Below are 20,626 nucleotides of genomic sequence, written 5' to 3' on the forward strand. Positions count from 1 at the left end.
CATCTGAAGGGGCGGGGCCATGCGAACGGTGAGCCGCAGTGGACTGGTGGCGACTGGGCTGGGTCTGGGGGCAGTCAGCGGATTCGTCGGCAGTCTGCTCAGGGATCGTGACGCGCTGGGAGCCGCCCGAGGAGCGGCAGGCACCAGCAGTGAGGAACTGGCTTCATGGGGCGTCGGCTCGTACCGCTCACGCTGGACAACCTTTCGGACCTCCCCAAGCGGTGCCGGGCATGTGTCTTCTGGGAGCTCGACCCCGTCAGCGGGGAAGCCGCGGTAAAGGCCGGCCGGCCGGAGCTGGAAAAAGAAGCCTGGATCTCAGCGGTGCTGCTGGAATGGGGCTCGTGCGGCCGGGTGATCTACGTCGACGAGATGCCCGTGGGCTTCGTGCTGTACGCCCCTCCGGCCTATGTCCCCCGTGCGACAGCGTTTCCCACGAGCCCGGTGTCACCCGACGCGGTCCAGCTGATGACCGGTTGGCTGCTGCCCGGGTACCAGGGGCAGGGCCTGGGGCGGGTGATGGTGCAGACAGTCGCCAAGGATCTGCTGCGGCGCGGGTTCAAGGCGATCGAGGCGTTCGGGGACGCGCGCTGGAAGGAACCGGCGTGTGTGCTGCCCGCGAATCATCTGCTGGCTGTGGGCTTCAAGACCGTACGGCCGCACCCGCGCTACCCCCGGCTGCGGCTGGAGCTGCGGACGGCGCTGTCCTGGAAGGAAGACGTCGAGCTGGCGCTGGACCGGTTGCTCGGCGCTGTACAGAAGGAGCCGGCGCTGAGGCCGCTCTGAGGCGGCCGCTCTGAGGCGGATGTCCTGAGAAACTGTGTTTCACGTGAAACGCTGATCAGCTTTTACAGCCGACCGGGTGTTCTGTGCCTAGCCGATGAAGTCGGCCAGGTCGCGCTCGATGGCGGCCTTCGGCTTGGCGCCGACGATGGTCTTCACGACCTCGCCGCCCTGGTAGACGTTGAGCGTCGGGATGGACATCACACCGTACTTGGCGGCGGTGGCCGGGTTCTCGTCGATGTTGAGCTTGACGATGCTGATCTTGTCACCGTGCTCTTCGGCGATCTTCTCGAGCGACGGGGCGATCTGGCGGCACGGACCGCACCAGGCGGCCCAGAAGTCGACCAGAACGGGCTTGTCGCTCTTGAGGACGATCTCCTCGAAAGTGTCGTCGGTCACGGGCGGGGTGGTGCCGGCCACGGCGGTCTCCTTGTCTCGGTGTTGCGTCGGGGAATGCGGGGTCGCGCAGGGCTGTCAGACGGTGGCTTCGGCCTTCTCGGGCTCGGCGGACTTGCCGTCCGTGAGCGAGGCGAGGAAGCGCTCGGCGTCCAGCGCGGCGGAACAACCGGTGCCGGCCGCGGTGATCGCCTGCCGGTAGGTGTGGTCCACCACATCGCCTGCGGCGAAGACTCCGGTGAGGTTGGTCCGGGTGGACGGCGCCTCCACGGTGAGGTAGCCCTCGTCGTCCAGGTCCAACTGGCCCTGGAACAGCTCGGTACGCGGGTCGTGGCCGATCGCGATGAACAGGCCGGTCACCGGCAGCTCGGAGGTCTCACCGGTCTTGAGGTTGCGCAGGGTCAGACCGGCGAGCTTGTTCTCGCCCTTGATCTCGGCGATCTCGCTGTCCCAGATGAAGGAGATCTTCGGGTCGGCCACGGCGCGCTCCTGCATCGCCTTGGAGGCGCGCAGGGTGTCACGACGGTGGACGACCGTGACGGACCTGGCGAAGCGCGAGAGGAAGGTTGCCTCCTCCATCGCGGTGTCGCCGCCGCCGATCACGGCGATGTCCTGGTCCTTGAAGAAGAACCCGTCACACGTGGCGCACCACGAGACGCCGCGCCCGGAGAGCTCGTCCTCACGCGGCAGGCCGAGCTTGCGGTGCTGGGATCCGGTGGTGACGATCACGGACTTGGCGCGGTGGACGGTACCCGCGGTGTCCGTGACGGTCTTGATCTCCCCACTGAGGTCGACCGAAATGATGTCATCCGGAATCAGCTCGGCGCCGAAGCGCTCCGCCTGGCCGCGCATGGCGTCCATCAGGTCCGGGCCCATGATGCCGTCGCGGAAGCCGGGGAAGTTCTCCACCTCGGTGGTGTTCATCAGCGCGCCACCGGCGGTGACGGCTCCCTCGAAGACGAGCGGCTTGAGGGAGGCACGGGCGGCGTAAACCGCGGCCGTGTACCCCGCGGGCCCGGAGCCGATGATGATCACGTTGCGGACGTCGCTCACGGGTGTCTTCCTTGTCTCTGCCGGCTGCTTGGTGGGGCCCCTGTCAGGACTCTCACCCCACCCAACGGATCCTACGGGGCCTGAATTCCCCACCAGTCCCCAGCGTCCGCCGTAATGACCTGTACGAGGGGTCAGTGGCGCCCCGAGCAAGGGGTCAGCGGCGCGGGTAAGAACGGTTCAGCAGGACCTTTCCGGCCGGAGCGGGCGACTTCTCGGTGCAGGAAGCGTCCACGACATAGGCGTCGACGCGGGTGTTGTCGCCGGGGTGCGGCAGCACGACGATGTAGGCGTCGGTGCCCTCGAAGGTGTCCTGCTTGGCGGCGATCGGTGTCTCGCTCCGGCCGATGCCGTTCTGCACGCAACTGGGCACGGTCGCCGCGTCCCCTCGCAGTGGCGAGGTCGGCGAACTCTGCGCACCGACGTCGCCGGACTCGGGCGTCTTGCTGCCCGCTTCGCCGGCCAGCATGGTCCGCACCTGCGACGTGAGGTTCTCGGCGGAGAGCACGGAGCTCTCGGTCTTCTTCTTGCCGCTGTCAGCGCCCGCACCTGTTTTCGCGTCGTCGCCGGACCCCACTTGAACGAGCAGAGTGCCGATTCCCAGCACTGCGGCAGCGGCGGCGGTGCCGAGCAGAGCCTTCGGCCAGCGGCGTCCCCGGGCAAGTGGCCGACCGGCCGGCCGACGGCCGGGGCCCGTGGTGGATCGCGCGTGCCCGGCAGGCCGGTCCGCCGTGGGGGCCGTCGGGGAGGGCGCGGTTTCACGTGAAACAAGTCCGGCTTCAGCGACCGCTGTGACCGACACCGCTTCACGCGCTGTTTCACGTGAAACGCCGTCGGCGGGAGCCGTCGCGTCGAGGAGCGCTTCGGCGGCGAGCGCCGCGTCGATACGGCTCACGACGTCGGCCGGCATCCGGGTCGGCCCGGGGAGCGTACCGAGCAGCTCGCGGATCTCCTCCAGTGAAGCCTGGACGTCCGCGCACAGTGCGCAGCCGGTCAGATGCTCCCGGAGGTCGGACGTACGTGAAGGGGAGAGCAAGCCGTCCGTGAGTGCGGAGATCTCCGCGACCTCGGGGTGCTCATCCGTGTCGGTCGTTGATGTCACGCTCGCCCACCTCCGCCCTTCACGGCATCCGCATCGTTGGGTCCTGTCGACGGTGGGACGGATGTCCCCTGCGTCCGGTTCCTTCCCCCGCGCGGCGGAGTGTTATCCCTGCCGTCGGGGCGCAGATGGGTGAGCATCGGCAGCAGTCTCGCCCGGCCTCGCGCACAGCGGCTTTTCACGGTGCCGGTCGGCACGTCGAGCACCGCCGCGGCCTCGGCCACGGGGTAGCCCTGCATATCGACCAGCACCAGCGCGGCGCGCTGGTCGGGTGGGAGTTTGCCGAGGGCCTGCACCAGTTCACGGCGGAGATCGTGCCGCTCGACAGGGGCGGCGGCGGACTCCTCGGGATCGAGGAGCTGATCGAGGCGCTCGGTGTCGGCGATGGGGGACGTGCGGCGGGAAGCGGCCTTGCGGGCCCGGTCGAGACACGCGTTGACCGTGATGCGGTGCAGCCATGTTGTGACGGCGGACTGGCCCCGGAAGGTGTGGGCGGCCCGGTATGCCGACACCAAGGCGTCCTGGACGGCGTCAGCGGCTTCCTCACGGTCCCCCAGGGTGCGGAGCGCCACCGCCCAGAGTCGGTCGCGGTGGCGCCGGACTATCTCCCCGAAGGCGTCCGGGTCGCCCGCGACATGGCGAGCGAGCAGTTCGCTGTCGCTCGCGGCGCCTTCCATGGCGTCGTCCAACGTCGAGCACCCTCCCCGGTCCGTGCGGTCAGCCTGTGAACTTCACGTCCGTGATGGCTTGCTTGAAGCCGGCGCTGCTGAATTCGTCTATCGGCGATTGCGGCATCGCCGTGATCCAGACCACCACGTACCGGGTCTTCGCCGGGTCCTTCACCGTGAGCTTCGCGGTCGTCGTCGTTGTCTCGGTGGTGGCGAGCTTATTCGCAGTCGCGAGCGGAGTGGTGCTGGAGAGTGAATCAGCCGCGTAGAGCGACAGAGTCGTGTGGTCACCGCTGAAATGGAGACCTATCGAGCCGCCGGACAGCTTCCGCTTCGACCCGAGGTCGTAGACGATGCCGACTCCCCGCTTGAAGGAAGGCTTCAGGTCGGGGCCGTCCTGGTACGACTTGCTGCGCCACTCCGTCGACGGGTCGCCGTCGTAGGTGAACGGAACCTGGTTGAGGTGCTGGGGCTGGCCGTCCGGGTAGTACTCGGCGGCATTCGTGATCTTGAGCGGCTGCGGGGCCGACTTTCCGGAACCGCCACCGCTGCCCGCCCCGGAGTCGTCCGACTTCTCGGTGTGTCCCTCGTCCTGGAGCAGCGTGTCGGCCAGTTGCCAGCTGCCGAGACCGAGCGCGGCGATGAGCAGGGCCGAGACGGTCCACTTCAGGGCCCTGATGGTGCGGCTCTGCGGCGGTGGCAGTGGCACAGCGGGGATGGGCCTGGCGGGGCCCGGGTGTCCGTTGCGGGACGGCGGCTGTCCGTACGAGCCCTGCTGGTAGGTGGTGCGCTGGTACGAGGGCGGGGCGGTGAAGGTGGGCTCCGGCGGGCGGATGCGCGGCATCGCGGAGACCGCCTTGGAGAGCTCCTCAGGCGTGGCGCAGGGCTGTTCCTGGCGGGAGGCGGTGGCCCCGTCGTTGACCAGGGCGCGCATCGTGAGTTCGGAGAGGCCGCGGTGGACTCCCGCGCGGACCTGGTCGGGAGCGATCAGGCCGACGTCCTTGGGGAGCCCGGAGAGACCGTAAGCGTCGCTCTCGTACGGCCAGCGCTGAGTGAGCGAGGCGTAGAGCAGGGCGCCGATGGCTTCGGTGTCGCAGCGCTGCGGCTGTTCGGAGCTCATGCCGCGCAGCGCGGCCATGACGGCGAGGCCGCGGATCCGGTACTGGCCGGAGTCCGTGCGCAGCACCGAGCTGGGCGTGAGCCGCAGGTGCGCCAGGCCCTCCCGGTGTGCGGCCGTCATGGCTTGGGAGACCTGGCTGACGAGCTGGTAGGCGTCGTGCGGCTCAAGGGGGGCGGCGGCGAGAATAGCCGTGAGTTCGGTGGCGTCGGGCAGCCACTCGTGGACGACGTAGACGAGGTCGTTCTCCTCGACGGCGTCGAGCACCTGGACAAAGCGTGGGTCACCCAGCAGCGCGGCCGAGCGGGCCGCGGCGAGGACGGGTCTGGCCCGCGGATGGTCGGCGGGCAGCAGGTGGACGCCGACGGCGCGGCGCAGTTTCTCGTCCACCGCACGCCAACTGCTGAATCCGTCCAGACGGGTGACGCATTCCTCCAGGCGGTACCGTCTCGCGAGCTTGTGGCCGCTGTGCAGCTCGGGAGGCTGCGCGTCGGGCGCCGAGGCGTGCTCGTCCTGGGTCTGCGCGGTGTCCGCGCGTGCGTCGTCCTTGTGCGTGCCGACCGTGTCCCCGGCCTTCACCCCGTCGGTCGTGGCCTCGTCCGCCTTGGCGGTCGGCGGCTTGTCGCCGCCGGTATTGGCCACGTCGACGGCAGCCGTGCTCCTATCCGCCACCGTCGTTCCTGCCTCCCCATCCGTTGCGTGCTCTCCACAGCAATGCCAATTGTGCCCACAGTCCGCCGCTATGCACGACACGCGGTACTGATCGAAGGTTGTGCTCGGTCAGCGGCCCAACCGGCCTCGGACCATGCCGACCATGGCGGTCAGCTCCTGGATGCGCATCTTCTTGGCCGCGAGGTAGAAGACCGCCACGAGCCCGATTCCGCCGCCCACCAGGGCTGCGAGGGACCCGAGGAAGTCGCTGCCCAGTGCCTGGGTGACCGCGTAACCGATGGCTCCGGCGACGATCGCGGCCGGGAGGCTGGCTCCGATGAGGCGGGCGTACGTACGGATGACATGTGCTCCGTCCAGGTCACCGCCCATTCGCGTGCGCAGCCGCTGCCAGGCGACACCTACGCCGATGGCGTAGGACAGGCCGTACGAGGCCGCGATGCCCGCCACCACCCAGCGGGCAGGGAGCACGAAGTAGGAGACGGCGGACAGAGCGCCCCAGGACGCGGCGACGATCACCGTGTTGTAGAAGGGCGTGCGGGTGTCCTCGTAGGCGTAGAAGCCGCGGAGCACCACGTACTGCATGGAGTAGGGAATCAGCCCGAGTCCGAACGCCATCAGGATGTAACCCATGGACTGGGCCGATTGGGCGCCCGAGGCCGAGAACATCAGCGTGCACATCGGGATGCCGAGCGCCACGAAGGTGAAGGCGAGCGGGACGATCGCGACGGCCGAGGTGCGCAGACCGTGCGAGATGTCGTCGCGGACGGCGCCGACGTCGCCGTCGTGGGCCGAGCGGGAGATGCGCGGCAGCAGTGCGGCCATCACTGAGACGGTGATGATGGCCTGTGGCATCTGCCAGATCAGGAACGCGTTGTTGTAGCCCATCATGCCGGTGCCGGGGAAGCCCAGTTTGTCGGCTGTGGCACCGGCCCTGGTGGCGAGCTGGGTGACGATGAGCAGGCCGGCCTGGTTGGCTAGGACGAACAGGACGGTCCACTTGGCGAGCTTGGCGGCCTTGCCGAGGCCGTGGCCGCGCCAGTCGAAGCGGGGCCGGAACTTGAATCCCGCCTGGCTCAGATACGGGAGCATCGCCAGCGCCTGGACGGCGAGGCCGAGGAAGGTGCCGATGCCGAGCAGCCGCAGGCCCTCAGGGGTGATCGTGGTGACGCCCACGTGGGAGGTGCTCGCGGTGCCGTAGACCCAGATGAACATGCCGAAGGTGAAGATCACGACGATGTTGTTGAGGACGGGCGTCCACATCATCGCGCCGAAGCGGCCGCGAGCGTTGAGGACCTGCCCCATCACCACGTGCACGCCCATGAAGAAGATGGTGGGCAGGCAGTAGCGGGCGAAGGTGACCGCGACTTCGTTGGCGGCCGGGTTGTCGGCGATCGTCACCGACAGCGCGCGGATGAGCCAGGGGGCGGCGACCACGGCGCCGGCCACCAGCAGCGCGAGAATGACCATCACGAGGGTGAGCAGCCGGTTGGCGTACGCCTCGCCGCCGTCGTCGTCGTTCTTCATCGCGCGGACGAGCTGCGGGACGAAGACGGAGTTGAGGCCGCCGCCGACGGTCAGGATGAAGATCATCGTGGGCAGGTTCATGGCCACGGTGTAGGAGTCGCCGAGGAGGGCCGCGCCGATCGCCGCGGTGATCACCAGTTGGCGTACGAAGCCGGTGAGCCGGGACACCAGAGTGCCCGCGGCCATCACCGCGCTCGACTTGAGCACGCTCGTCGCGCGGCCGCCGCCGTTCTTCCCCGCGGGAGAGCCGATCGGAGCCGGTGCAGGCTCGGGCTCGGACTCCTCGGAGGCTGCTGACAGCGGCGCCGACTGCGGGGCTGTGGGGGGCCCGGACTGCGGTCCGGACTCCGGGGCGGGCTGCTGCGGGCGCTGCGAGTCGTACGGCCGCTGTGAGTCGTAGGGCTGCTGTGAGTCGTAGGGCTGCTGGTCCCGGAAGAGGTGCGCGAAGGCGTCCGGCTCGGGGCGCTCGTCGGCGGCCCGGCTGATCAGGTCGTCGACGCCCACGAACCGGGTGGTCGCCGCGTCGTCGCCGTACGGCAGATGGCGCGAGGGTCCGTCCGGCTCGGGCGGCGGCGTCGGGGCCCACAGCTGCGGGTCAGGGGCGTGCTGCGGCGAGGGGGGCTGCTGGTAGAGCGGGTGCGGCGGTGGGTAGCTGCCGGGGGGCGGCGGCGGGTGCGCGCTCCGGTCGTAGAGGGCCTCGTTCACCGGGTCCGCGGCGGCCGGGTCCTGCGCCTGGTAGGGATCGTGGGCGTAGGCGTCCTGCACATAGGGGTCGGGGACGTCGGGATCCTGTACGCGCGGATCGCCGGCGCGGGGGTCCTGAGCGGCCGGATCCGGGACGGCCGGGTTCTGACCGTCCGGGTACTGGCCTGCCGGATCCTGCATGCGCGGGTCCCGCGCGTAGGGGTCCTGCGGGTACGGATCCTGCGGGTTCGGGGGCCCCGGCGGGACACGACCCGCAGGGTCGCTGCCCGGACCCTGGCCGCGGTCACCGTCGTACGGCGCGTTCATCGCTACCCCACCTCATCGTCCGCGGCCGACCGGCCCGGTCTTTCCTCAACGATCCACTTTCTCACCTGAGCCGGACGGGCCGGCGCTTTCCGAACCGGTGTCCGCCGACGGGTCGCCCAGTTGCCCGGGCCCGTCGTCGTCCGGGGAAGCGTCTTCTCCGTCGTCGTCGCTATCCGTCCCGCCGCCCCCGCCGTTATCGGCGGTACCGCTCCCGGCGCCGTCGTCGCCCTCCTGGTTCGCGGCCTTGCGGGCTACGGCCCGCTTGCGCTGGAGGTAGAGCCGGACGCCGGCGAGCACCAGCAGGAGCAGGCCGCCCGCGATGACGAGCATCACGGTCGCGGTGATCTCGGTGGCCTCGACTTCGAAGATCATCGGCGCGCCGTACGGTGTGCCGTCCTTGGTGTACAGCTGCGCGGTCACTTGCACGGGACCGTTCGCGTTGGCCGTGGTCTCGAACTTCACCGACTGGCTGTGGCCGCCCTCGATCGTGACCGGCTGTGGATCGCCGGGGTCGAGGCGGTTCGGCTGGTTGGAGGTGAGCACCAGGTCCAGATTCTTGACCTGCTGCACGAGGTTGTTCTGCACGGTCACCGGGATCGTCGCGCTGCGTCCCGACAGCGTCGCGGCCGACTTCTGGATCAGGCTCACCTTCTTGGTGAGCCCCATGAGATAGGCCCGCACGGAGTTCCGGAACTTCTGCGACCCGCGTGGGTCGCCGCGCCACTCCGTGGACAGGTCGCGGCTGATCGCGTTGCCGAACGGGGTGACGACGCGGTCCTTCTCGGAGAGGATCTTCTTGAAGCTCTCCAGGACTTTCTGGGTCTCCTGGGTCTCCCGGAACGCCTGGGTCGGCAGCTCCTGCTTGCGCAGCGAGGCGGGGTACGAGGCGCTCCCCGGCACCCGGCGGGTCGCGCCCGGGTCGGGCTTGGCCTTCGCCGCGTTGCCCAGGCTCAGCGGCTCCGTCCAGCGGCCGGACTCGAGTCCCCTGAGCGCTTGTGCCATCGCCTGCGCCTGGCTGGCGGAAGGCATCCGCTGCGGGGCGACCACGATGCTCCGCTGCTTGTTCGTCTGCTGGGTGATCGCCAGTGTCTGGGCCAGGAACTTCTGTACGGCCGACGTGGAGTTGCCGGCGCGCGTCATGTCGCCCTGGAAGGCGCGGGAGAGCCGTGCGTCGGCGACCACAGCCGTATTGCCGCCGCCGATGGGGCGTGCGGCCGTGGGGGTGTAGGGCAGCCCGCCGGTCTCGCGGAAACTGTCGCTGCGGGCGATGACGGTGTGGGCGCCCGCGGAGGTCGCGACATCGATGATCGACGGGTCCACCGCGCCGTCGACGGGCCAGGCGAAGTCGGTGCGCGGCTTGACCTGGAGGGTCGTGCCGACCGTCGCACTGACACGATCAGTGGCCGGCTGAAGCTGGCCGAGCGTTCCCGACACCTTCTTGCCGCGGTGCGCGATGGAGGCCAGGTCGGGGTCCGCGAACGGCAGCGCGACGACCTCGCCGCCCTCCACCGCGTTCTGCAGATCACTCATCCACTTGCGGGCCACGGCCTGATTCTTGCCCGCCGTGCGGTTGTCCGGCCCCCCGACCTTGTAGCTGTGCGTCATCGCGTCGACCGTCGCGAGCAGGTCCGGGTCGACGACCCAGGTGACGGGGAGGTTCTTGCCCAGCGAGACCAGTTGCTGCAGTCGTCCGCCGGGCGCGAGCTCCGCGGCGAGCTTGTCGTCCTTGAAGATCGGCGTCTGCGCCTCGTCGGCGCCCGTCTCGGCTGTGAGGTGGGTGCTGGAGATCAGCGGCCACATGAACGTGAGCTTGGTCTTCTTGGCTGCCGCGGAGGGCTGCCACGGCAGGAAGGTCCGCTCGATCCCCAGCACCTGGTCGTACCGCTGGGCCTGCGTCTGCCCGCTCAGGGACACCCCGAGCTGGTAGACACCGGCGCTGCCCAGCCCCAGGTCATTCACGGGGACGGTGATGCTGAAGGACCGGCTGACACCGGGCGCCAGCTTGGCGATCTTCACGATGTGCTTGCCGCTGATCTCCGTGCCGTCGATGTACGAGAAGCCGGTGCGCTTGGCGGCGTCGTCGATCGCGCTGGGGCCGCTCAGGGGCGATGACCCCAGGCGCAGCCCGACATGCGCGCCGGTGATCGTGGAGTCTCCGTCATTGGTCACCCGCCCGGTGACGCTGAGCGTGTCGCTCTTCGTCGGCGCGGTCGGCGACAGTGTGTCGAGGGATACATCCACGGTGCGGGACCCGGTGGCGCCGCCGTCCGCGCGGACCGGTCCGGCAGCCGACAGCTGCAGCAATCCGACGATCAGGGGCGCACCCGCCAGCAGTGCGGCACCGCGCCGCAACCATTGGCGGGCAGGTGCTGAACGCGCCCCCTGGAACTCTGCCGCCTCGGCCACGCGTTCGCCATCCCTAGTCGTCGTCAGTGGTGGTTGGATCGTGCGTCCACGAATGGTAACGATGCTCGCTGCGGCGAAGTGCTGGGGAGTGGTCCACATGATCGCCGAGGTATCGGGTGACGCCAAAAGAAGGACGCTCGGGGCGGCGCGGCCACGTACCCTTTTCTGTTGTGCCGAACGCCAACAATGACATCCCGATCCCACAGCCCTCGCAGGCTCCCCAGTCGACCAACGCGCTCAACCAGGTGCAACGCCGCGCCGTGAGTGAGCTGCTACGGGTGTCCCCCGTCGCTGACGACCTCGCTCGCCGATTCCAGGAGGCCGGTTTCACGCTCGCCCTGGTCGGCGGATCGGTCCGCGACGCCCTGCTCGGCCGACTCGGTAACGATCTGGACTTCACTACGGAGGCCAGGCCGGAAGACGTTCTCAAGATCGTCAAACCGTGGGCGGACTCGGTGTGGGAGGTCGGAATCGCCTTCGGGACGGTCGGCTGCCGCAAGCTCGATTTCCTGATCGAGGTGACCACCTACCGCTCGGAGTCCTACGACCGGACCTCGCGGAAGCCCGAGGTCTCCTACGGCGAGTCGATCGAGGAAGACCTCGTGCGCCGCGACTTCACCGTGAACGCGATGGCCGTCGCGCTCCCCGAGAAGGAGTTCATCGATCCGCACGGCGGCCTGGAGGACCTCGCGGCACGTGTGCTGCGCACTCCGGGCACCCCGGAGGACTCGTTCTCCGACGACCCGCTGCGGATGATGCGGGCCGCGCGCTTCGCGGCGCAGCTGGACTTCGAGGTCGCGCCGGACGTCGTAGCCGCGATGGAGGCGATGGCGGACCGCATCGACATCGTCTCGGCGGAGCGGGTCCGGGAGGAGTTCAACAAGCTCCTGCTGTCCGGGGACCCGCGCAAGGGACTGAAGCTGCTCGTCGACACCGGGCTGGCCGACCGGGTACTCCCGGAGCTGCCGGCGCTGCGGCTGGAGAGCGATGAGCATCACCGGCACAAGGACGTCTACGAGCACTCGCTGACGGTGCTGGAACAGGCCATCGACCTGGAGCAGGACGGGCCTGACCTGGTGCTGCGGCTCGCCGCGCTGCTGCACGACGTCGGCAAGCCGAAGACGCGCCGTTTCGAGGACGACGGCCGGGTCTCCTTCCATCACCACGAGGTGGTGGGCGCCAAGATGACCAAGGCGCTGATGACGCGGCTCAAGTACTCGAACGACCTGGTGAAGGAGGTCTCGCGGCTGGTCGAGCTGCATCTGCGCTTCCACGGCTACGGGACGGGCGAGTGGACGGACTCGGCGGTCCGCCGCTATGTGCGGGACGCCGGCCCGCAGCTGGAGCGGCTGCACCAGCTGACCCGCTCGGACTGCACCACCCGCAACAAGCGCAAGGCGAACGCGCTCTCCCGGGCGTACGACGGGCTGGAGGAGCGCATCGCGCAGCTTCAGGAGCAGGAGCAGCTGGACTCGATCCGGCCCGATCTGGACGGCAACGAGATCATGAAGATCCTCGGCGTCGGACCGGGCCCGCAGATCGGCCAGGCGTACAAGCACCTGCTGGAGCTGCGGCTGGAGTGCGGTCCTATGGAGCGGGACGAGGCGATCGAGGCGCTCAAGGAGTGGTGGGCGGCGCAGGGCTGATCCCGCGCGGACCGATCCGGGGCGGTGGTGTGTTTCACGTGAAACACACCACCGCTTCTTCGTGGGCCGTCCATGGGAGGCGAGGCAGCCTTGCGAGGTGCGTACGCGATGAGGGGCGTTGTTTCACGTGAAACAACGCGCCATGACGTACGCACCGCATGACGTACGCACCTCATGACGAACGCCGACGCCTATCGCCGCTTGAACCCGTACGTGGCGGCGGCGACGGTCGTGTAGATGAGGGCGACGAGGACGACCAGTACGGCCGAGCGCCCGTCGGGCGGCAGCATCAGGGCGGAGACCCCGGCGGCGGCCACGAAGGCGACATTGAAGAGAACGTCGTAGAGGGAGAAGATCCGGCCGCGGAAGGCGTCGTCGATCGATGACTGCACAACGGTGTCGGTGGCGATCTTCGCCCCCTGGGTGACGAGTCCCAGGACGAGCGCGGCGGCCAGGACGGGCGCGGGTGCGAAGGACAGGCCGAGTGCCGGCTCCAGGACCGTCGCCGCGGCCGCGCAGGCGGCGATCCAGCCGAAGGGGCCGAGCCGGCCGACCCCCCATGGAGTGAGCACCGCCGCCGCGAAGAATCCCGCGCCCGAGAGGCCGACCGCGAGGCCCAGCAGCGCCAGGCCGTCGGAGCCGCTCCCGCCCGCGTCGCCGGGAGCGCTGTCCGTCCAGGCGTACCGGCACAGCATCAGGACCATGACCGTCAGTGCGCCGTAGCAGAAGCGCATGAGGGTCATCGCGAGCAGTGCGCGGGCGGCGGCGGGCCGTTCGGCCAAGTGGCGCAGTCCGGCGCCCAGGCCACTCGCCGTGCCGGCCAGGGCGGCACGGAAGCTCGGTTGGAGCCGGAGTGGGGCGGGGCCGAGCAAGGTCGCGGTCATGAGCAGGGCGGAGAGCCCCGCGCAGAGGTAGATCGCCGCGCCGACGAGCACCACCACCGCGTCGGCGTCCGCGCCGGCGGGGGCCGCGAAGCGGACCGCGAAGGCCAGGCCGCCGCCCGCGGTCGCCGCCAGCGTCCCCGCCGTCGGGGACAGGGAGTTGGCCGTGACGAGACGCTCCTGGTCACCCACTACATGCGGGAGGGCTGCCGAGAGGCCGGACAGCACAAAGCGGTTGACGGCCGTCACGGAGAGCGCGGAGACGTAGAAGAGCCAGTCAGCGGCCCCGGCAAGGACCAGGGCGGCGGTGCAGGCGGCCAGCAGAGCGCGCAGGAGGTTCCCGTACAGCAGGACCTGGCGGCGTCGCCAGCGGTCCAGCAGGACGCCCGCGAAGGGGCCGAGGAGCGAGTAGGGGAGCAGCAGCACGGCCATCGCCGAGGCGATGGCAGCCGGGGACGTCACCTTCTCCGGTGAGAAGACGACATAGGTGGCGAGCGCGACCTGATAGACGCCGTCGGCCGACTGGGAGAGCAGGCGGACGATCAGCAGCCGCCGGAAATCGGGCAGCCGCAGCAGCGTACGAAGATCGCGGACCACGGGCATGGCGCCAAGCTTCACATGACAGCGGGCCCCCGGACGTGTTGTCCGTGGGGCCCACTGTCATGCGTTCGCCGAGCGGCGGGTTCGATCGGGGATCAGGAGCTGTTCGGTGTCCGGCCCGTCGGCCGGTCCAGCGCCTGGTCCCTGGCCCGCCCCAGGGGTCGGCTCAGCGCTCGATCTCGCCGCTGATGAACTTCTCGACGTTCTCACGAGCCTCGTCGTCGAAGAACTGCACCGGCGGGGACTTCATGAAGTACGAGGACGCGGAGAGAATCGGGCCGCCGATGCCCCGGTCCTTGGCGATCTTCGCGGCGCGCACGGCGTCGATGATGATGCCGGCCGAGTTCGGGGAGTCCCAGACCTCGAGCTTGTACTCCAGGTTCAGCGGGACCTCGCCGAAGGCGCGGCCCTCCAGGCGGACGTACGCCCACTTGCGGTCGTCCAGCCAGGCCACGTAGTCCGACGGGCCGATGTGGACGTTGTCGGCGCCCATGTCGCGGTCGCGGATCTGCGAGGTGACGGCCTGCGTCTTCGAGATCTTCTTGGACTCGAGGCGGTCACGCTCGAGCATGTTCTTGAAGTCCATGTTGCCGCCGACGTTCAGCTGCATCGTGCGGTCCAGGATGACGCCCCGGTCCTCGAAGAGCTTCGCCATCACGCGGTGCGTGATGGTGGCGCCGACCTGCGACTTGATGTCGTCACCGACGATCGGCACGCCCGCCTCGGTGAACTTGTCCGCCCACTCCTTGGTACCGGCGATGAAGACCGGCAGAGCGTTGACGAAGGCGACCTTGGCGTCGATGGCGCACTGCGCGTAGAACTTCGCAGCGTCCTCGGAGCCGACCGGGAGGTAACAGACCAGGACGTCGGCCTTGGTGTCCTTGAGCGCCTTGACGATGTCCACCGGCTCCTCGGCGGACTGCTCGATGGTCTCGAGGTAGTACTTGCCGAGACCGTCGAGGGTGTGACCTCGCTGCACCGTGAGGCCGGTGGACGGCACGTCACAGATCTTGATGGTGTTGTTCTCGCTGGCGCCGATGGCGTCCGCGAGGTCGAGGCCGACCTTCTTCGCGTCGACGTCGAAGGCGGCCACGAATTCGATGTCACTCACGTGGTACTCGCCGAAGCGCACGTGCATGAGCCCGGGCACACGACTGTCCGGGTCGGCGTCCTTGTAGAACTCGACGCCCTGTACCAGCGAGGCGGCGCAGTTGCCTACGCCGACGATGGCTACGCGAACCGAACCCATTCCGGATGCTCCCTGTGTGTGAAAATGACGCTCTGCGGTGTGCAGGGCATCACTTGGCGGTGTCGTCGGACGGGTCCGGCCGGGAACTCCCCCGATGCCGGGGCAGGCCGCCCGTTTCTTCTGACTGGTCCTGCGGTTGGTTCTGTGACCGGTCCTGGGACTGGTCCGGGGACCGGTTCTGCTCTGCGGGCCCGCCGCGCTGCTCGCGCCCGGCCCGCTCGCTTTCGATCAGCTCGTTCAGCCAGCGGACTTCCCGCTCGACCGACTCCATGCCGTGCCGCTGCAGCTCGAGGGTGTAGTCGTCCAGCCGTTCGCGGGTACGGGCCAGGGAGGCGCGCATCTTGTCGAGGCGCTCCTCCAGCCGGCTGCGGCGGCCTTCCAGCACCCGCATCCGTACGTCGCGCGAGGTCTGCCCGAAGAAGGCGAAGCGGACACCGAAGTGCTCGTCCTCCCACGCTTCCGGGCCGGTGTGGGCGAGCAATTCCTCGAAGTGCTCCTTGCCCTCCGCCGTCAACCGGTAGACGATTTTCGCCCGGCGTCCGGCGAGGGAAGCCGCGAGGGCCTCCGCCGGGGCGCTGCCGGGCTCCTCGATCAACCATCCCTGGCCGACCAGCGTCTTGAGGCAGGGATACAGGCTGCCGTAGCTGAACGCCCGGAACACCCCGAGTGAGGTGTTGAGGCGTTTGCGCAGCTCATAGCCGTGCATGGGGGACTCACGCAGCAGGCCGAGGACGGCGAACTCAAGGATGCCGGATCGTCGGCTCATCCTCCGCCTTCCTGTTCGATGTGCCTGTCGTGCGTCCCTTATGCCGAGCCGATGTATCGACTCGATACATCCAGACGATAGAACGGCCGTCCGGCTTGTACAAGAGGGGGCAGGGTGAACGGCGTCACATCACTGATTCGTGGGACGTACACCTGCCTGGTTTCGCCTGAACATCCGCAGCGGGCAGGTTTTGGCCGTGCGTAAGGTGTGCGGAATGCAGAGCACCGGGAACCATGTGACGCTCTTGAGCGTCGTCGTCCCGGGTGACGTGCGGCCTGTCGCTTCTGGACGGGCCGCGCATCGGGGGGACCTGAAGTCAACTGCCGCCTTCAGGCGATAGATAGCGCCTGCCCGAGGAGTAGTCGTTCCATGAGCGAGCACCGTCGCAAACCGCCGCAGCCGGAAGGCGGCGGAGGACGCGCCGCGGCCCGGCGCGCGGCCCAGCAACAGCCATCCGGCCGCCGCGCCACGCCGTCACGCAGTGACACAACCGGCGGTGGCGCCAGTGGCGGCCGCCGCCGGTCCGCCGAACCTGCCGCCCCGGCGAGCGGCGGTGGCCGAGGTGGACACGGCGGCGGCCGTCGCGCCGGCGGCGGAGCGGGCGGCCACGAGAGCACCGGCCGCGGGCGCGGCCGGGGTGGCTCCGACCGCCCGAAGAAGCGCTTCATCGATTACCCGCGCTCGGACCGGGACGGGGCGCGACGCTTTGTACCGTCCTGGAAGCAGGTCCTCGGGTCGTGCCTCACGTTCTTCGCGTTGATCCTGGGAGGTGCGGGCATCGCACTGGCGATGGTCGACGTTCCCGACGTGGACGCCACGGCCAAGGCCGAGAACAACGTCTACTACTGGTCCGACGGCACACAGATGGCCGCGACGGGTGGTGAGACCAACCGGCAGATCCTGCCGTACGACAAGATCCCCAAGTCCATGCGGGACGCGGTGATCGCGGCGGAGAACGCGACCTTCGAGGACGACGCGGGCGTCGACCCCAAGGGCATCGCGCGAGCGGTCTTCAATATGGCGAAGGGCGGCGACACCCAGAGTGGTTCGACCATCACCCAGCAGTATGTGAAGAACGCCATGCTCTCCCAGGAGCAGACGCTCAACCGTAAGGTCAAAGAGCTGTTCATCTCGATAAGGGTCGGGGCGACCGTAAAGAAGCCCGAGATCATCGCGGGATATCTCAACACCGCCTATTACGGGCGCGGCGCCTACGGGATCCAGGCCGCGGCTCAGGCGTATTTCGCCGTCGACGCCGAGAAATTGACGCGGGACCAGACCGCCTTCCTCTCGGCCACGCTCAACGGGCCGAACCTCTACGACCCTTCCGGTGGTATCGGCGACAACGCCACCCCGGAGCTGAACTCCAAGCGGGCGTACAACCGCTGGAAGTGGACCTTGGACCGCGAGGCCACGATCGGGCGGATCGATCAGGCGGAGCGCGCCAAGTACAAGAAGTTCCCCAAGGTCGAGGACTCCAAGGCGAACTCCGGCCTGTCCGGTCAGACCGGATACCTGGTGGAGACGGCGCAGAAGTACGTCACCAAGCAGGCCGACATCTCACCGGACAAATTGGCCCAGGGCGGCTACCAGATCCATACGACCTTCGATGAAAAGAAGACCAGGGCTCTGGGAAAGGCCGCCAAGCAGGCGCACAAGCAGTACATCGACGCGAAGAAGCGTGACAAGGACCAACACGTCCAGTTCGGCGGGGCGTCGGTCGTACCGGACACCGGGAAGATCGTCGCCATTTACGGTGGCGAGGGCTACGACCAGAAACACTTCAACAACAACGCCGACACCTCGGGTATCCCCGTCGGCTCCACCTGGAAGCCGTACGTCCTGGCGGCGGCCATGGAATACGGGACGCGCAAGAGCGGGCGCGAGCCCATCTCGCCGCAGAGCCGGTACAACGGCAATGACTTGATCAAGATCAAGGACGACAACGGCGCGGACATCCGGGACGCGGACGGCAATCCGTTCCGGCAGAAGAACGAGAGCACCAAGGCCAACGGCTTCATCACGCTGCAGAAGGCGATGCAGGACTCGGTCAACTCGCCGTTCGTCCAGCTCGGCATCGACGTGGGCCTGCGGAACGTGCGGGACGTCGCCAAGCGGACCGGCATCCTGCAGGAGAGCATGGACACTCTCAACGCGTCCTACTCCCTCGGAACGTCGACCCCGAGCGCGATCCGGATGGCCGACTCCTACGGGACCTTCGCCAACTCCGGTACCCACCTGGAGCCGTACTCGGTCGAGTCGGTGAAGCGCAGGGGCGTGGAGGTGGAGGGCTTCTCGCATCCCAAGCCGCAGTCGGCGATGGACGCGAACATCGCGGACAATGTGACCAAGGTGCTGGAGAACGTCGTCCAGAACGGCACCGCGCAGGGCGCGAAGAAGCTGGGCCGCCCGGCGGCCGGCAAGACCGGCACCACCGACAAGAACAAGTCGGCGTGGTTCGTCGGCTACACCCCGCAGCTGTCGACCTCGGTCACCATGTTCCGCACGGACCCGGAGAGCCGGAAGCTGCTTTCCATGAACGGTACGGGTGGCTTCGACTCCATCCACGGTGGCGCCATCCCGACCGAGATCTGGACCGACTACATGATGTCGGCGCTGCGCGGGCAGAAGACCGAGCCGTTCCCCGAACCGGGCCCCATCGGCAGCAAGGTCGACCAGGAGGGCGTACCGGTGCCGACACCGACCACGCCTCCCGCGGAGACCCCGTCCGAGACTCCTTCGGAGACGCCTCCGAGCGAGACCCCGTCAGGGACCCCGAGCGAGACTCCCTCGGAGACCCCGAGCGAGTCCTGTGCCCCGGCGGACGTTGAATGCAACCAAGACGGCGGGGCGAGCGGCGACCCGGGCGGCGGCGACGGCGGGAGTTCACCACCTCCGGGCGGCGACGGCGGAGCCGGGAATCCGGACGGCGGCGGAGGCATCTTCGGCGGTCCGGCCGGCTCCCGCAAAGAGAACTGACGCAGGTCGCTGAGCCGACCCCCGAACCGGGGGCTCCGCAGGCCCGGCGAAGGCCGTCGCACTCCGGTGCGGCGGCCTTCGCCGTTGTCCCCGGCCCGTACGGCAGGATGTGACCCATGACGAGCGTGCGTGCCCCCCACACCAGCGCCTCCGCCTCTGCCTCCGCCTCGGGACGGCCGGTGCGGCCCACCGTCGAGGACGAGGTGGCCGCGGCCGGCAGCGAACTGATCGGCGGTCCGGTCGGCCGGCGGGCGCTGTTCGGGCGCAGTTGGTGGACACCGGTGCGGATCATCGCCTTGCTGGCCATCGGCATGTTCGCGCTCGGGATGCTGCAGAAGCTGCCGTGTTACAACGGCGGCTGGTTCTTCGGCGCCAGCAGCCAGTACACCCACGCCTGCTACTCCGACATCCCGCACCTCTTCTCCGGGCGCGGCTTCTCCGACGGGCGCATCCCGTACTTCGACAAGCTCCCCGGTGATATGAAGTACCTCGAATACCCGGTGCTCACCGGGCTGTTCATGGAGGTCGCGGCCTGGCGCACGCCGGACGGCGGCAGCATCCAGCACCGCGAGCAGATCTACTGGCTGATCAACGCCGGGCTGTTGATGGTCTGCACGGCCGTCATCGCGGTCTGCGTGGCCCGTACGCACCGCCGCCGCCCGTGGGACGCGCTGCTGATCGCGCTGGCCCCCGCTCTCGCGCTGACCGCCACCATCAACTGGGATCTGCTCGCGGTAGCGCTCACCGCCGCCTCGATGCTCATGTGGTCACGGAGCCGGCCGCTCGCGACGGGCGTGCTGATCGGACTGGCGACCGCGGCCAAGCTCTATCCGGTGCTGCTGCTCGGCCCGCTGTTCGTGCTGTGCCTGCGCGCGGGACGCCTGCGGGCCTTCGGGATGGCGCTGGGCGGGGCGGTGGGGGCCTGGCTGGTGGTGAACGTGCCGGTGATGCTGGGCGCCTGGGACGGCTGGTCGAAGTTCTACACCTTCAGCCAGGAGCGGCCGGTCGACTTCGGATCGTTCTGGCTGATCATCTCCCAGCGCACCGGGAACCCCCTCGACAACGCCAACACGTACGCCACCGGGCTGACGCTGCTGGGCTGCCTGGCGATCGGCGCGCTCACGCTGTACGCGCCCCGGCGTCCGCGCTTCGCCCAGCTGGCGTTCCTGGTCGTCGCGGCCTTCATCCTGATGAACAAGGTCTATTCGCCGCAGTACGTACTGTGGTTGATTCCGCTGGCGGCGCTGGCCCGGCCGCGCTGGCGGGACTTCCTGATCTGGCAGACGTGCGAGGTCCTGTACTTCCTGGGCATCTGGGCGCACCTCGCGTACACGTCCAGCGGCGACAAGCACCAGGGCCTGCCGATGGAGGGCTACCAACTGGCCATCCTGGTGCATCTGCTGGGGACGCTGTACCTGTGCGCGGTGGTGGTGCGGGACGCACTGCTGCCCGAGCGGGACGTGGTGCGCCGGGACGGTTCCGACGATCCCTCGGGGGGAGTGCTGGACCAGGCCGCCGACGCGTTCGTGCTGGGAGAGACGTCGCGGGCCCGGCACGCGGCCCATTTCGAGGGGCAGTCGGTCCGGTGGGGCACTTCTCGCAGGGGTGCTTCGCAGAGCGGGTTGGGGCAGTCCGCTCGTAGCGAGTGAGGCTGCCGGTTCGCTGATCACTTCGCGTTCAGCGCGAACGGCTCAGCGCGAACCGCTCAGCGCGAACCGCTCAGCCTGGACAGCGCGACGGCCGTACGAGGCTTTGCTGCCTCGTACGGCCGTCGCGCTGTTC

General features: G+C 68.9%; 14 protein-coding genes. 4 read left to right on the plus strand and 10 right to left on the minus strand.

Annotated elements, in window-relative coordinates:
* Window positions 1-165 precede the first annotated feature (165 nt).
* Window positions 166-783 carry a GNAT family N-acetyltransferase gene (locus QMK28_RS05335; protein WP_326435813.1) on the plus strand — a complete coding sequence of 206 codons (618 nt, stop codon included), beginning with the start codon at window positions 166-168 and terminating at the stop codon, window positions 781-783.
* 87 nt (window positions 784-870) lie between these two features.
* Here QMK28_RS05335 and trxA read toward each other — a convergent pair whose 3' ends face one another.
* The 7 genes from trxA to QMK28_RS05370 form a co-directional block, all read right to left on the minus strand.
* Entirely contained in the window at window positions 871-1,200 is a 330-nt protein-coding gene (gene trxA / locus QMK28_RS05340) for a thioredoxin (RefSeq protein ID WP_326435814.1), read from the minus strand.
* A gap of 54 nt (window positions 1,201-1,254) precedes the next feature.
* The gene (gene trxB / locus QMK28_RS05345; protein ID WP_326435815.1) at window positions 1,255-2,229 is read right to left on the minus strand and encodes a thioredoxin-disulfide reductase; all 975 of its coding nucleotides are present in this window, start codon (window positions 2,227-2,229) and stop codon (window positions 1,255-1,257) included.
* Between the two features lie 154 nt (window positions 2,230-2,383).
* Complete coding sequence (locus QMK28_RS05350) at window positions 2,384-3,328, minus strand: anti-sigma factor family protein (RefSeq protein WP_326435816.1); 945 nt, start codon at window positions 3,326-3,328, stop codon at window positions 2,384-2,386.
* Window positions 3,325-4,002 (minus strand): RNA polymerase sigma factor SigM, encoded by a 678-nt coding sequence (gene sigM, locus QMK28_RS05355; RefSeq protein WP_326435886.1) that lies wholly within the window; start codon window positions 4,000-4,002, stop codon window positions 3,325-3,327. Before sigM ends, QMK28_RS05350 begins: the two co-directional genes overlap by 4 nt.
* Before the next feature lie 40 nt (window positions 4,003-4,042).
* A complete protein-coding gene (locus QMK28_RS05360; protein WP_326435817.1) occupies window positions 4,043-5,782 on the minus strand; it encodes a protein kinase family protein in 1,740 nt (579 codons plus the stop codon).
* A 108-nt stretch (window positions 5,783-5,890) separates the two neighbouring features.
* Window positions 5,891-8,317, minus strand: coding sequence for a murein biosynthesis integral membrane protein MurJ (gene murJ / locus QMK28_RS05365; protein WP_326435818.1), 2,427 nt, complete (start codon window positions 8,315-8,317; stop codon window positions 5,891-5,893).
* Window positions 8,318-8,362: 45 nt separating this feature from the next.
* Window positions 8,363-10,723 (minus strand): DUF6049 family protein, encoded by a 2,361-nt coding sequence (locus QMK28_RS05370; protein WP_326435819.1) that lies wholly within the window; start codon window positions 10,721-10,723, stop codon window positions 8,363-8,365.
* A gap of 170 nt (window positions 10,724-10,893) precedes the next feature.
* Between QMK28_RS05370 and QMK28_RS05375 the strand changes: the two genes are divergently transcribed.
* Window positions 10,894-12,369, plus strand: a complete 1,476-nt coding sequence (locus QMK28_RS05375; protein WP_326435820.1) for a CCA tRNA nucleotidyltransferase — start codon at window positions 10,894-10,896, stop codon at window positions 12,367-12,369.
* Window positions 12,370-12,560: 191 nt separating this feature from the next.
* Here QMK28_RS05375 and QMK28_RS05380 read toward each other — a convergent pair whose 3' ends face one another.
* The 3 genes from QMK28_RS05380 to QMK28_RS05390 all read right to left on the minus strand — a co-directional run bounded on the left by QMK28_RS05380 (window position 12,561) and on the right by QMK28_RS05390 (window position 15,865).
* A complete protein-coding gene (locus tag QMK28_RS05380) occupies window positions 12,561-13,853 on the minus strand; it encodes an MFS transporter (protein ID WP_326435821.1) in 1,293 nt (430 codons plus the stop codon).
* Window positions 13,854-14,016: 163 nt separating this feature from the next.
* Window positions 14,017-15,099, minus strand: a complete 1,083-nt coding sequence (locus QMK28_RS05385; RefSeq protein ID WP_326435822.1) for an inositol-3-phosphate synthase — start codon at window positions 15,097-15,099, stop codon at window positions 14,017-14,019.
* Between the two features lie 49 nt (window positions 15,100-15,148).
* Window positions 15,149-15,865, minus strand: a complete 717-nt coding sequence (locus QMK28_RS05390) for a PadR family transcriptional regulator (RefSeq protein ID WP_326435823.1) — start codon at window positions 15,863-15,865, stop codon at window positions 15,149-15,151.
* A gap of 369 nt (window positions 15,866-16,234) precedes the next feature.
* On the opposite strand from QMK28_RS05390, the gene QMK28_RS05395 reads away from it, so the two are divergent.
* Both QMK28_RS05395 and QMK28_RS05400 read left to right on the plus strand, forming a co-directional pair.
* Entirely contained in the window at window positions 16,235-18,844 is a 2,610-nt protein-coding gene (locus QMK28_RS05395) for a transglycosylase domain-containing protein (RefSeq protein ID WP_326435824.1), read from the plus strand.
* Window positions 18,845-18,960: 116 nt separating this feature from the next.
* Entirely contained in the window at window positions 18,961-20,493 is a 1,533-nt protein-coding gene (locus QMK28_RS05400) for a glycosyltransferase family 87 protein (protein ID WP_326435825.1), read from the plus strand.
* Window positions 20,494-20,626: the final 133 nt, after the last annotated feature.

The organism is Streptomyces sp. H27-D2, from assembly GCF_035828615.1.
In the GTDB taxonomy this organism is placed as follows: Bacteria; Actinomycetota; Actinomycetes; order Streptomycetales; family Streptomycetaceae; genus Streptomyces.

Coding starts and splice junctions, on each gene's coding strand:
- QMK28_RS05390 (WP_326435823.1), bottom strand. CDS start 15,865: ATGAGCCGACGATCCGGCATCCTTGAGTTCGCCGTCCTCGGCCTGCTG.
- sigM (WP_326435886.1), bottom strand. CDS start 4,002: ATGGAAGGCGCCGCGAGCGACAGCGAACTGCTCGCTCGCCATGTCGCG.
- QMK28_RS05400 (WP_326435825.1), top strand. CDS start 18,961: ATGACGAGCGTGCGTGCCCCCCACACCAGCGCCTCCGCCTCTGCCTCC.
- murJ (WP_326435818.1), bottom strand. CDS start 8,317: ATGAACGCGCCGTACGACGGTGACCGCGGCCAGGGTCCGGGCAGCGAC.
- QMK28_RS05380 (WP_326435821.1), bottom strand. CDS start 13,853: ATGCCCGTGGTCCGCGATCTTCGTACGCTGCTGCGGCTGCCCGATTTC.
- QMK28_RS05385 (WP_326435822.1), bottom strand. CDS start 15,099: ATGGGTTCGGTTCGCGTAGCCATCGTCGGCGTAGGCAACTGCGCCGCC.
- QMK28_RS05335 (WP_326435813.1), top strand. CDS start 166: ATGGGGCGTCGGCTCGTACCGCTCACGCTGGACAACCTTTCGGACCTC.
- QMK28_RS05395 (WP_326435824.1), top strand. CDS start 16,235: ATGAGCGAGCACCGTCGCAAACCGCCGCAGCCGGAAGGCGGCGGAGGA.